The organism is Acinetobacter sp. P8-3-8, from assembly GCF_000214135.1.
In the GTDB taxonomy this organism is placed as follows: Bacteria; Pseudomonadota; Gammaproteobacteria; order Pseudomonadales; family Moraxellaceae; genus Acinetobacter.
The window spans coordinates 1-13,632 of record NZ_AFIE01000064.1; the positions used below are offsets into that span (position 1 = coordinate 1).

Genomic DNA, 13,632 nt, shown 5'->3' on the forward strand with positions numbered 1-13,632 from the left:
TAATTAAATTTAGTGGAATTGACAAAAAGATGTTTTACCTACATCTTAAAGAAACGGGGTATCGCTTCAATCATAGGCACCGTAATTTGTACCTTGATTGGCTTAAACTACTCCGTGATGACCCTCTTTGGCTTCCTAAGCCCTATAACAATTATTGTCTGAACATTCAATTTATGATCTTAAGGCTATTGCCGAAATTACATTAAGGTATCTACATAGAGATATTGTGTAGATACCTATATTTTCAAAGAGGGGTTAGGGGAGATTTTTTAAATCGTTTTCCTAAACTCAAGCCATAAATAATTAAAACACAAAATGAGAAACTCGTTCCGAGAAATACTTAAGCAATAGGCATTAATCTCAAGTCCTTGATCTTTGTTGCTTATTGCCAAAGTTTAAGCAAATCTATAAAAATCTACTTTTGTGCTTTTCCATATTGATCAGACATCACTTCAACCAATTGATCAGGCTTAATGTATTTTTTAATCACAGCATCTACATCAGCTTTGGTCAGTTTTGCAATTTCTTGATCACGTACAGCACGGCTTTCCATGTTTTTGTTACGTTCAAGCTGACTGTTTAACATACGATGAATCACGCGCTCATCTTCTAAAGACGTCACACGTTGCTTCATGATGTTAGCCTTCGCTGCTTCCAGCTCTTGCTCAGTCACACCTTTACTTAATAAATCCACAAGCACTTTATGTACAACTTGCGAAACTTCGGCTGATTTACCCGCAGTGTAATTGGCTTCAATACTTAATGCACCTGCATCGTTAAAAGCATCCAAATCTAAATCACTGCCAAAGCCATAAACCAAAGCATTTTTTTCACGCAACTCTTGACCTAAACGTGAAGAAAGCTGTGAATCACCTAAAATATAACTAAACACAATTAGGGCTGCTGCATCTTTATGATCCACACCTACAGGTAAAGTTTGCAAAGCTTGATAGCTACCAAATTCACGTTGCTCTGAAAGTGCATGCACCTTTTGTGCTTTATATGCATGAAATTCTGTACTTAAATGTTGATATGGCTGTGTACTCGACCATTGTGAAAATTCTTGATTTAATAATGTCTGCATGTTTTTAGCATCATATTGCCCTGTAATTGCAATCTGAGCATGATTCATTGCAAAATATTTTTTATACAGATCAATCACTTGCTCATTACTTGCCGCATTGATTTGCTTTTTAGCCAGCTCAGGTTCAAAGTGATAACGTAAATCCCCTGGCTGATACGTTTCTAACAATCTGGCAATGGTTAAAGCAGAAACAGTTGCAGGTTCAGTATAAGGACGGTCTAAACTAGACAGGCTTTGTAATTTAATCAAATCAAATTGTGACTGTTCAAATTTAGGATTCTTCATCACAGAAACGATGTATTTGAAGAATTCTTCAAATTTCTCTTTCTTTGCAACAATTTGAATGGTGATTCCATTATCAGACGCATCAGCCGTTGCTGTGCCACCTGCATCAATGGTTTTATCCGCAATATCTTGCAAACTGTATTGTTCAGAAGCGCGTAATAATAAATATGCTGTGAAATCTAAGACTTCAGTTTTATTCATTAAAGATGCTGCTGTACCAAAATTCACATTAATGGTTGCATAAGTTTTATCATCACGGGTAGAGGTTGGAAATAGCGCATATTGCATGCCATTTTTTAACGTTCCGCGTTGAATTTTCTTCTCAGTTTGATCCAAATGTTGCTTGGATTTCTCAACGAATTGACGTACTTCAGCTTGATATTGACTCACATCTTTCAAAGGTTCTTCGGCTACAGTTTGCTGATCCAGTGTTTTAGGTTTTTCACTGGCTTGCTTTTGCTCTAATGCTTTTTTCTGATCTTCTGGTGTCGGTTGAATATCACCATTAAAACGATGATTCGGCGTTAAGAACGATTTTAATGTTGTATTGGTTTCAGCCACAGTTAAATTCTGAATCGCTTGTTGATCTCTGAAATATTGTGCCCAATCACCATGTGATGACACCATATAATCACTCAACATTCCACCAACAGCGGCTGCATTACTCAGTAAATTATCATTTGCATTACGCATTAAGTTTTTGACACGTTTTAACTCAACATCATCAAATTTCTTGCTTTGCTCTACACCTTGAATGAGTGAATTTTCAATTTTTTGAGGATCATGTGATGGAGCATAAATTGCTCCCATAAACACCAAATTAAAATCATCATCTAACCACGTTGTAGACTGCACATTGGTTGCAACACCCGTTTCAACCATACTTGAATATAAATGACCACTTGGTTGTAATGTATAAAGATAAGGAACCAATGCTAACGCAGGTTGAATCTTCTCATTTTTTCCATTCATATAAATATTGAATTTGGCTAAATCACTGCCTTTTTGAACTTTAAAATCTCGTGTTTTAATCGTCGCAGAATCTAATAAAGGCACTTGAGCCTGAGCAGGTAATTTACGTGCAGGTATTGGACTGAAATTTTGATCAATTTGCTTTAAAACTTCTGTTTTATCAAACTTACCTGAAATCACCATCACAGCATTATTCGGCGCATACCAATCTTTATAAAACTTATTTAACTCATTCATTTTAATCGATTGTAATTCTGATAAATCCCCGATTGGTAAACGTCCTAAAGACTGATTACCATAAGCTGATTTCCACATTTGATCCATCAATACGGCAAAAGGTTGATCCATACGGATTTCACGTTCACGCATGACGATATTAATTTCAGAAGGTACATATTTTTCTTGTAGTACCAATTTATCCATACGCTCTGCTTCTAAATGAATAATTTCATTCAGCGCTGTTTTTTCAGGGCGGACAATATTGGTATATTTTGTTGAATAATAATCTGTACTGGCATTGGTCATTAATGTGTATTGATCTAAACGGCGTTGAAATTCTTCGCCTTTTACATTTTCAGTCCCTTTAAAAGCCAAATGCTCCAGTAAATGTGCTAAACCACCTTTACCTTTTGGATCATTCAATGAACCTGTAAAATAAACCGTATTTACAAATACTTTATTCTCTTTGTCGTTTGGAGCAAGTAATACTCGCATCCCATTATCAAGCTTATATTCTTCAATATTATGTTCAGATTTAACTAAAATGGTTTGTGCAAATGTTCCTGCACTCACACCAATAAGGCATAAAGACAAAGTGAGTTTTGTTAACCGCATAAGCATAGAAAATCCAGATTTATTGAAATATTAAAATTTATATGACAATCATCTTAAAAAATCCTGAACAGAATAAACAGTAAAGATTTGAAAAAATAGCCGTTTATTTCAACGGCTTTTGTAATGTTTTAGAAATATTGCATGGATTTTAAATATATTTACAGTGAAATTTCAGCTTGCATAAACAGTTTTGCATAACCTGAAATTTCAATCCGATCTGATGATTCAATCTTGCAAAAAAGTTCACCGCCTCGTTCAGAAGCCTGATACGCAATCAATTGATTTTTCCCTAATTTTTCAGCCCACAATGGCGCTAAACCCGTATGCATAGAACCCGTCACAGGGTCTTCGTTAATACCTTTATGTGGCGCAAAATAACGTGCAACATAATCATAAGGACTTGATTGAGCTGTAATCGTCACATCTAAGCCTTCAGTTGCTGCTGTGATTGCGGTACTGACTTTATGCTCATTTGCAATTGCTTGAATATTAGCGAAATTCGGTATTGCATCAATCACATCTTGAGCAGATTCACAGACGAGAATAAAAGCCTGAGCATTTGCATAAACTGCTTTGAATGGTTTATCAATCACATGGTTGAGTAATTCTGGATAATCTGTAAGTTTTTGAGCTTTACGAATCGGAAAATTCATTTGAATCTTGCCATCATCTGCTTGATGGATAATGAAAATACCTAAATCTTTAACGTGAAACTGTATTTTTTTCGCATGGGTAAAGTCTTTAAACAATACAAAAGCTGATGCTAAAGTTGCATGACCACAAAAATCGACTTCCACTTTTGGGGTAAACCAACGAATTTGATAGTTTTCATCATCCATTCGTTTTACAAAAGCCGTTTCAGCCAAATTATTTTCTAAGGCGATATTCTGCATCAACGCATCACCTAACCATTCATCGAGCACTAAAACAGCAGCTGGATTTCCCTTGAATAATTGTTGTGTAAAAGCATCCACTTGGTACATTTTCATGATCAAAACTCCTGATTTTTAATTATTCTATGCGATGTTGAAAATGAATACAGATACAATCTATGTTTTAAAATGGATACAGAACAACAATTAAACAGCTAAGCTTATGGGTTAATATAATACTGATTTCAATGTGGCCTTAAATACAATGAATCCGATCAAATTAGGCCAACAGTTTTAACCAATTTAACCAACAATAAACAGGAGATCATCCATGAGAATAATAAATCTACTCGTCGGTAGTTGTCTGCTTTTCTCTTCCTTAGCCCAAGCTGACAATAATACAACTTGGACTGCAGGTTCGTCACATGTAGGAACTGTCACTGTACCTATTGAAAATGGCCCTAATGTGGTTTGGAAATGCGATGGCACAACCTGTCGTTTAACGGGCCCATGGGGAAAAGAACTTTCTTTAGACTCATGTCAGAACTTAGTGATCCGTGTTGGAAAAATTAGCTACTATAAAAATTCTGCGGGGAAAATATGGACAAAAAACTCTGCTGAACTCAAAGAATGTAATCAAGCCGCAGATTAAAAGCACATATAAGAAGCAAAAATGCCAGCAAATTAAATCATCTGTTGGCATTTTTATCGACTGCACCATAGACAATGGTGCTGTAGAACTTGAATGATCGATTTGATTAACGTCAGTTCGGGATAAACTTTGATGTAAGTTATTGAAATGATAGATCAGGCAAAGCGGAGTCTTACTGTTTAAAAGTCAAATGCAAGGATTAACCCACTTCGTCTTGCACTTCGCTTGAAATATATTTCAATCTTGTTCAGGTTCGACCTACTTTTCTTTCGGGAAAAGTAGGCAAAACCATTTGTCAGTCGCCAACTCGACATATACTATCAAGTACCTAATATATCGCAAAAACAGTATATTGCAGATGTAGCCCTGCCTCGAACAATGCGACTGACGTTTCCGCGTATCAGATAGTTGGGAACATATCATATCTCGAACTCAGGTTAATTAAGTTATCGATTAGATAACTCTAAATTTTCATCACTTAACAAAATTGCTTTATCAGTTTGGCCCATCAATTGACTGGTTACTACACCTGCGGTCATTGAACCATCTACATTCAATGCAGTACGTCCCATATCAATTAACGGCTCGATTGAAATCAGTAAAGCAACTAAAGTTACAGGCAAGCCCATAATCGGCAATACAATCAATGCCGCAAATGTTGCTCCACCACCAACACCCGCCACACCAATAGAACTCAAAGTAACCACACAAACTAATGTCAAAATCCAAACAGGATCAAGCGGATTAATACCAACTGTAGGCGCAACCATCACCGCTAACATTGCAGGATATAAGCCTGCACAGCCATTTTGACCAATCGTAGTACCGAATGAAGCTGAGAAACTGGCGATCGATTCAGGAACACCTAAACGGCGGGTTTGTGCTTCAATATTTAAAGGAATACTCGCTGCACTCGAACGACTGGTAAATGCAAATGTGAGTACAGGCAAGACCTTTTTAAAGAAGCGTAGCGGATTCACCCCTGCGAGCAGTAATACCACTGCATGTACCAAAAACATAATCGCTAAGCCGAGATACGACGCCACGAGAAAACCACCGAGGTTGATCATGTCTGCAACTTTTGAACTTGCAACGACTTTCGTGATCAATGCAAAAACACCATATGGTGTTAATGTCATCACCAAACGCACCAATTTCATCACCCATGCTTGCAGTGTTTCGATGGCAATAACAATGCGATGACCTTTTTCGGCATCCGCTTTGATCAGGTTAATTCCTGCCATACCCAACAATGTCGCAAAAATGACGACACTAATAATGGAAGTTGGGTGCGCACCTGTTAATTCAGCAAATGGATTGGTCGGAATAAAAGACAATAAAAAATCTGGAACACTTAAATCAGTAACTTTACCAATATAATCCGATTGAATCGCTTCAAGTCGTGCAGTTTCTTGCGTCCCTTGCACCAAACCCGCCGCACTTAAACCAAATAGATTTGTGACAAAGACACCCACTAATGCTGCAATAAACGTGGTAATGAGCAAAGTACCTATACTATAGATACTGATTTTACCCAATGATGAAGCATCGTGTAATTTAATCACTGCACCGAGAATGGAAACCAGTACCAATGGCATAACCACCATTTGTAAAAGTTTGACATAGCCATTTCCAACGATATTAAACCATTGAATAGATTCATCCAAAATTGCAGTATTGGCACCATAAACCAAATGTAAACCTAAACCAAATACCACCCCTAAACATAAACCTGCAAAAACTTTTTTCGCCAAACTCCAGTCGGTTTTTCTCGTTTGCATGAGCAATATGATTAAGGCAATGAATATAATAATATTCAAAATAAGTGGATAATTCATCTGAGTTCCAAAAGTTTTGACCCAGTTATTATAAGCTTATTGCTGATTATTCAACAGCCTTTAGCATTTTTTGCGATTTACATGAGGATTTTTTATCTCTATATAAACAAGAAGAAAAACAAAATCTTATTGTATTAATTCATAAATTGAATAAGCTTTTCTAAATAAAGACTATAGCTTTTTAAAACATAGGTTATTGAATGAACACACATATTAAATCCGTAGAACTCGCAAAAGCATACCGTTTACTGAATCATGGGCCAACAGTTCTTGTTTCAGCCAAACATCAACATGAAGAAAATGTCATGTCTGCCGCATGGGCATGCGCTCTGGAACTTATCCCTGCGAAAGTTTCTGTTGTTTTAGATAAAAGCACTAAAACACGAGAATTAGTAGAAAAATCAGGTTATTTCATCTTACAGGTTCCGACATTAAAACAACTCAAACTGGTGCAACAACTGGGTTCAATCAGCCAGTTTAATGATCCTGAAAAATTAGAACATTGCCATACCCCATTATTTCAATTTGAAGGTTTTGATTTACCCGCAGTTGAGGGATGCGCTGCATGGCTCATTTGTAAGTTAATTCCTGAGCCACACAATCAACAAAGCCATGATTTATTCATCGGTCAAGTAGTTGCAGCCTATGCGGATGATCGCGTCTTTCGAGAAGGACATTGGTATTACCATGAAGCGCCTGCGGAATGGAAAAGTTTGCATCATGTTGCAGGTGGACACTATTACACCATTGGAGATGCGGTCGATGCCAATCTATTGGAATGATTTCAGTAGGACGAGATAAGCGTTTACGAGCAAATATTCACAAACTAAATAGTGAAAATTATTTGTGGTCTGTACAATTACGATTTAAGGTAATTTTATCAATCAAGTAAATCGCCCATCTTGAGAATTGAATGTCTTCAAACAAAATCAAGCTCAGTTTATTTCTATGTCTTAGTATGTGTTTAGGCATTGGTATCCTACGTTTTTCGTATACTGCCCTTCTCCCTTCAACACGTATTGCCTATGACTGGTCACTGCAATTTTCCAGTATTCTCGGAAGTGCAAATCTATTGGGCTATTTAATGGGTGCATTTTGGGCCATGAAGTTGCCTCAAAATCCAAACATGTCAAAATTCATATTAGGCGCAGCTTTCGCAGGTACGATTAGTCTACTGAGTTGTGCATTCCCGAATTTTTCAGAGTCTTGGTATATATTCTGGCGTGTTATCTCAGGGATGAGTGGTGGCTTACTGATGATCCTTTCACCCAGTATTGTTGCTCAATGTAGTCTTCCTGAGGAACGTTTAAGCATTAATTTTATTGGCTTTAGTGGGATCGGAATCGGTGTCTTATTAGCAACGCTATTTTTACCCTATTTAGACCACATTTCAACACAATCTGCATGGCTCATTTTATTTGGTTTTGCTTTATTAATTAGCCTTATTTTGATGTATTTACTCAAAATATTTCAAAGTCATCTCAGCAATCTGTCTTCCAATACCTATTCATTAAATACTGTTGATGGTATGTATTTTAGTTTACTCATCGTTTATGCAGCGAGTGCCTTTGCCTATGTACCACATTCATTGTTTTGGATTGATTATTTAAAAAATACACTGCATTTAAATCTTTATCATATTAATTTGAATTGGATTTTATACGGTTCAGGTAGTGCTTTGGGTGCAGTGAGTGCTTATATACTTGCACGGAAATTCGGTAACTTTCTTGCTTTAAAAATATTATATAGCGTATACGTGGTTGCCATTTTAATAGCAATTTTCGATTTTAATCCGATACTTACTTATACATCATCATTTTTTACAGGTTTGCTGAATCCTGCTGTAGTCTTTTTAACGTCCTATACCATCATGCATCTTTATGGCGTTGCTTATAAAAAATTGTGGAGTGTTGCCACATTATCCTTTGCGATTACTCAATTAATCGGTGGGCTTTGCTTTAGTGGATTACAACATTTAGGTGTTTCCTATCATCAGCAATTTATACTTGCATCGACTGTTTTAGCTTTAGGTACATTACAGTTTTTTATTTATTCTCTTAGATTCTCGAATAAAGCAACCTAGTTCAAACGCATAATATGAATAATAAATTGATCATAGAATGATATCTGACAAATATAACATTCAGATGCAATTTTGATTTTAAATAAAGCTGAGCGATCAGTTTATTTCATTTCTTCAATTGTTCATCTGAATATTATCGTCAACATACCTAAAAGATTAAATCTTCTAATTTTTAACGATTTTTAGTCATTTGATAAGCATCTTGCGCAATCGCCATGCTTTTCTTTTTGCCTTCAACTGTATCTGCTATCTCATTTGATGTTCCATTGCCTGATTTACGTTGCAGATGTTGCTGCTGAGAATAACGGCTCGATACCTCTGATGCTTTTTGTTTAGCATCTTGATTTGCAGTACGTTGAGAAAGCATCTTTTGATATTGTTGTTGTGGATTCGGGATTACTTTTCCTGCACATGGTCTAGCTTGGTAAGTCACTGTACCTTTAGTTACGCATTTATAAACTTCACTTGCCTGTGCGGTTACAGAAATTCCCAAAAATACAAAAAACATCAAACCAGCTTTCATCGTTATACTCCTTCTAAGCGCGTATAAAATATCAACTAATGATTAAAATAGCTATTGACGTAGACATTTTTATCTCATGCTATTTTAAGGCTTACCACAAATGGATAAATATGACTTTTTTTGCCATTTTCGACATGTTTTTGTCATTCAATTGATTTAAACTCAGACACTTAAACATTTATCATTAATAAATTTATTTAAATATATAGAATAAGCAATAACTTAAATATACTTAGTTTTATATTGTTATGAATTAAAATAAAAACTTGAATAAAGTTTCTAATCACCATCATTTTTATTTTTCAGTTTTTATCTTACTCAGAGCAATTAACCATAAAAAACCCGCAAAAAATTGCAGGTTTTAAAATGCAAAGCTCAATCATAATTAAATCATCAAGCCCTCACCAATTATTGATCCATGTTCGCAATAATCGCTTGACCAAATTCAGAGCAACGAAGCAATGTTGCACCCGGCATCAAACGTTCAAAGTCATATGTCACTGTTTTCGCTTCAATCGCACCTGAAATACCTTCAATGATTAAATCAGCAGCTTCTATCCAGCCCATATCACGTAACATCATTTCAGCAGAAAGAATGATTGAACCCGGATTTACTTTATCCTGACCTGCATACTTAGGCGCTGTACCATGCGTTGCTTCATAGACAGAAATTGCACCACCAATATTTGCACCCGGAGCAATACCAATACCACCAACTTCAGCTGCAAGTGCATCAGAAATATAGTCACCATTCAGGTTCAATGTTGCAATGACTGAGTAATCAGCAGGTCGCATTAAAATTTGTTGCAAGAATGCATCGGCAATCACATCTTTAATGATGATGTCTTTACCTGTTTTTGGATTTTTAATTTTAACCCAAGGGCCACCATCAATCAGCTCGCCACCGAAACGATCAATAGCAAGCTCATAGCCCCACTCTTTGAATGCTCCTTCGGTATATTTCATGATATTGCCTTTGTGCACTAGGGTTACATTCGGCTTATCATTATCAATTGCAAATTGGATGGCTTTGCGCACTAAACGTTGCGTACCTTCTTTCGATACAGGTTTGATACCAATACCGCAATTATCTTCGAAACGGATTTTAGTCACACCCATTTCTTCTTTTAGGAATTTGATGACTTTTTTTGCTTCAGGTGAATCCGCTTTCCATTCAATCCCTGCATAAATATCTTCTGAGTTTTCACGGAAAATTACCATGTCAGTCAATTCAGGATGTTGCACTGGCGAAGGGACACCTTCAAACCAACGAACTGGACGCACACATACATAAAGATCCAGTTCTTGACGTAAAGCAACGTTCAAAGAACGAATACCACCACCTACTGGCGTTGTTAATGGCCCTTTAATAGAAACAACAAACTCACGAAGTGCTTCGAAAGTTTCTTCTGGCATATAACTACCATAGATTTTATCTGCTTTTTCACCGCAATAGACTTCCATCCATTCGATCGAACGTTTGCCACCATATGCTTTTTGAACCGCAGCATCGACTACAGCTTTCATTGCTGGTGTAATATCTACACCAATACCGTCGCCTTCAATGAAAGGAATAATTGGATGATTTGGAACATTCAATGACAAGTCTGCATTCACAGTAATTTTGCTGCCGTCTGCAGGTACTACGATCTTCTGATAACCCATTGTGCACGCTCTCCCTTTTCTTATAATTGGAAAATCCAAAAAATAATTGTCAATTAACAATACTTTCAACGCTTCTTAACGCATAATAGTGTAATTGAATTCCAGTGTTTTTGAGATTTATACGGGGAATAACAACATTTCTCAATTAAATAAACCTCAATGTTCTCCTATATTATGTAATTACAGAAGTCATTTTTTATGAAAATTGTCATTCTTAATAAGCCTTATGACGTCCTCTCCCAATTCCGAAAAGACGAAGCACATATGACTATGTCCGACTTCGTAGATGATCCAACTTTGCGTTTAGCGGGTCGTCTTGATATGGACTCTGAAGGCTTAGTTTTCTTAACTGATCATGGTGGCTTAAACCAGTACATCACCAACCCTGCAAACAAGAAATTTAAAACTTATTTAGTGCAACTCGATGGCGATATCACTGAAGAAGCTTTGGAACAACTACGTAAAGGCGTCGAACTTAAAGATGGTATGACTTTACCTGCTACGGCGATTAAAGTTGAACAACCTGAATGGTTATGGGATCGTGATCCTCCTGTCCGTTTCCGTGCCAACATTCCAACCTCATGGGTTGAAATTTCTATTTGTGAAGGCCGTAACCGTCAAGTTCGTCGTATGACTTCTGCTGTAGGTTTTCCAACTTTACGTTTAATTCGTACTAAAATTGGTGCAATTGATCTGGTTAAATTAGGTCTACAACCGGGCGAAAGCAAAGAAATTGAGCCTTTGCTCTATCCTGACTTTCAAAATATCCCTGCTGAAGAACCATACCGTTCACGCTCATACGTGAAAAAACCGGGTGGAACAGGCGGTAAACCAATGGTTCGTAAAAACAAAGATGGTTCTACCAAAAAATCGGGAACTAAACGTATTTGGCAAATGGACGAAAGCGAAAAGCCTAAACGCAGAACCAATGGCACAACTCGTCCAAATACCAAAGCCCCTCGTGGCCGTGGGCGCAATGGTCGTTAAGATTTCATTGTAAATAAATGCTTATTTGCTGTGCTTTTATTCACAATATTTTCTCGTTTTGAAATAGATAAACAGTTTTTCAAATAAACGCCCGATGAAATACATTGGGCGTTTTTGTTTTTGCATACATACGATTTAGGCTATATTCCCCTACGAATCTGCGAAATTCAGATATAAACTGTATTCACATCCTCATTGATATTGATCATTTTAGAGAAATAATATGTCACAACAAGATTATGAAAATGGCTTAAAAGTTCGAACAGAAGTTATGGGCGAAAGCTTTGTAAAACGTGCGCAAGAAAACACTGTTGCTTTTACTCAGCCCTTACAAGACTGGATTAATGAACATGCATGGGGATCTACATGGCAACGTGAAGGTGTTTTACCGCGTAAATATCGTTCATTAATTACCATTGCATTTTTAACTGCACAAAAGAGTCCAACTGAGTTGAAAGGTCATGTACGTGGCGCATTAAACAATGGTGCAACTGTTGAAGAAATTCAGGAAGTATTACTTCACAGCCTGCCGTATTGTGGCGCACCTGCAACACAAGAAGCTTTCCGTGCTGCGCTTGAAGTGATTAATGAATATCAAAAAACTGAATAGCTTTGAATATTTGAAAAGCTTTGAAAATTGATAAAGTCTAATTTTAGGCTTTATCAATAATAAAAATAAGATGTGTTTTAAATCCGAATTAATTCCAAAAAACATTAAAGCTATAAAATGACTCATCCACCTCAAAGCGAACCTGATACCCCAAATGTGTCAATTCAGCAGAAAGTGAGCGTATATCTTCCAAAGGTAAATGCTTAGGTAAGACTGCACATACAGCGGTATTGCCCTGCTTCGCATTTTCTTCGATCAATTGAGCCAAACGTAATTTATAAAGCTCAATATTCAAGTTGGAGTGCTCAACCAATCGTTTAGCTTCAGAGGCAGAAATAAACATAGGTCAATTCCTATAGATGTTTTTCATAAGATATAAAGAAAACTGCTAAAACTATGTATGGTTTATGTTCAGTAAAAAAGCACATATCGTTTTGTATGAAGAGATTCGACTTATTTAAAAAATCGCATTGAATTCAGTTATAATCAGGTAAACCAAGCCACATCTTGGTTTTTGAATCGTCACTTTGTATAACGGAATGTGTATGTCTAAGCCTCTTTCAATCCCAGCAGAATTGTTAAACCGTGCTGCTATGGGTAATTCCAATGCACAATTTGAACTTGCCGAAATTTATATGCAGAGTGAAGATGAACAAGATAACCAACTGGCTGAGGAATGGGCACTCAAAGCCGCACAATTGGGTCATGTCGAAGCAATGTATTGGCTCGGCGAAGGCTATCATGCTTATGCAAAAGACTTGCTCGAAGAAGATCCAACTGAAGCAAAGGTTTGGTTTGAACATGCACACCGTTGGTTAGAACAAGCTGTAAAACATCGTCACCCTGCTGCAATTTTAGAATTATCTAATTTTTATCGTCGTGGTGATATTGTTGAAAAAGATGTCGCTAAATCTGTAGAGATGGTCATCCAAGCTGCCGAACTCGGTGAAGTACAAGCCATGCGTGATTTGGTATGTATTTATGAACATGGCTTAGGTGTAGATGTCGATGAAACCAAAGCTGATTTTTGGGCTGAAAAGGCCAAAGTTTCAGATGATACTGCTGAATAATACTGTCTGAAAGAAGAATCTAAGCCCATTTTATATGTAATACCAGTCCGTTAAGCATTTTTAAATCCTCCCCCTTGCGGAGTATGCTCCTCACCTTTTTCAATGGAGGAATAAGTAGTGCAGCTACGCAAGAAATCTAAAATTCTTTTAGATTCTC

The 13,632-nt window shown here is 36.8% G+C and carries 12 protein-coding genes and 1 pseudogene; 7 read left to right on the top strand and 6 right to left on the bottom strand.

The genetic code is table 11. The features are described 5' to 3' along the window. A pseudogene (locus tag GGG_RS20735) lies at window positions 1-128 on the top strand (IS1595 family transposase); the annotation flags it as partial. A 287-nt stretch (window positions 129-415) separates the two neighbouring features. Here GGG_RS20735 and GGG_RS0116735 read toward each other — a convergent pair. Beyond that, window positions 416-3,181, bottom strand: coding sequence for a pitrilysin family protein (locus tag GGG_RS0116735; protein WP_029574659.1), 2,766 nt, complete (start codon window positions 3,179-3,181; stop codon window positions 416-418). Window positions 3,182-3,333: 152 nt separating this feature from the next. Next, entirely contained in the window at window positions 3,334-4,164 is an 831-nt protein-coding gene (locus GGG_RS0116740; RefSeq protein WP_010116933.1) for a PhzF family phenazine biosynthesis protein, read from the bottom strand. 214 nt (window positions 4,165-4,378) lie between these two features. On the opposite strand from GGG_RS0116740, the gene GGG_RS0116745 reads away from it, so the two are divergent. Beyond that, window positions 4,379-4,699, top strand: coding sequence for a hypothetical protein (locus tag GGG_RS0116745; RefSeq protein ID WP_010116934.1), 321 nt, complete (start codon window positions 4,379-4,381; stop codon window positions 4,697-4,699). A 446-nt stretch (window positions 4,700-5,145) separates the two neighbouring features. On the opposite strand, the gene GGG_RS0116750 is transcribed toward GGG_RS0116745, so the two are convergent. Beyond that, entirely contained in the window at window positions 5,146-6,537 is a 1,392-nt protein-coding gene (locus tag GGG_RS0116750) for an L-cystine transporter (RefSeq protein ID WP_010116936.1), read from the bottom strand. Between the two features lie 200 nt (window positions 6,538-6,737). On the opposite strand from GGG_RS0116750, the gene GGG_RS0116755 reads away from it, so the two are divergent. Both GGG_RS0116755 and GGG_RS0116760 read left to right on the top strand, forming a co-directional pair. Then, window positions 6,738-7,319, top strand: coding sequence for a flavin reductase family protein (locus GGG_RS0116755; protein ID WP_010116937.1), 582 nt, complete (start codon window positions 6,738-6,740; stop codon window positions 7,317-7,319). A 131-nt stretch (window positions 7,320-7,450) separates the two neighbouring features. After that, window positions 7,451-8,620: a YbfB/YjiJ family MFS transporter gene (locus GGG_RS0116760; protein WP_010116938.1), complete on the top strand. Its 1,170-nt coding sequence runs from the start codon at window positions 7,451-7,453 to the stop codon at window positions 8,618-8,620. 172 nt (window positions 8,621-8,792) lie between these two features. On the opposite strand, the gene GGG_RS0116765 is transcribed toward GGG_RS0116760, so the two are convergent. Further along, the gene (locus GGG_RS0116765; RefSeq protein WP_010116939.1) at window positions 8,793-9,143 is read right to left on the bottom strand and encodes a DUF4124 domain-containing protein; all 351 of its coding nucleotides are present in this window, start codon (window positions 9,141-9,143) and stop codon (window positions 8,793-8,795) included. Window positions 9,144-9,551: 408 nt separating this feature from the next. Next, entirely contained in the window at window positions 9,552-10,808 is a 1,257-nt protein-coding gene (icd, locus tag GGG_RS0116770) for an NADP-dependent isocitrate dehydrogenase (protein WP_010116940.1), read from the bottom strand. Window positions 10,809-11,006: 198 nt separating this feature from the next. On the opposite strand from icd, the gene GGG_RS0116775 reads away from it, so the two are divergent. Together GGG_RS0116775 and GGG_RS0116780 are read left to right on the top strand one after the other, a co-directional pair. Continuing rightward, the gene (locus tag GGG_RS0116775; protein ID WP_010116942.1) at window positions 11,007-11,795 is read left to right on the top strand and encodes a pseudouridine synthase; all 789 of its coding nucleotides are present in this window, start codon (window positions 11,007-11,009) and stop codon (window positions 11,793-11,795) included. Window positions 11,796-12,018: 223 nt separating this feature from the next. Continuing rightward, a complete protein-coding gene (locus tag GGG_RS0116780; protein WP_010116943.1) occupies window positions 12,019-12,405 on the top strand; it encodes a carboxymuconolactone decarboxylase family protein in 387 nt (128 codons plus the stop codon). 88 nt (window positions 12,406-12,493) lie between these two features. Here GGG_RS0116780 and GGG_RS0116785 read toward each other — a convergent pair whose 3' ends face one another. Then, window positions 12,494-12,748, bottom strand: a complete 255-nt coding sequence (locus GGG_RS0116785; RefSeq protein ID WP_010116945.1) for a hypothetical protein — start codon at window positions 12,746-12,748, stop codon at window positions 12,494-12,496. Between the two features lie 202 nt (window positions 12,749-12,950). Between GGG_RS0116785 and GGG_RS0116790 the strand changes: the two genes are divergently transcribed. Then, on the top strand, window positions 12,951-13,475 hold the full coding sequence (locus tag GGG_RS0116790; protein WP_010116947.1) for a tetratricopeptide repeat protein: 525 nt from the start codon (window positions 12,951-12,953) through the stop codon (window positions 13,473-13,475). Window positions 13,476-13,632 lie beyond the last annotated feature (157 nt).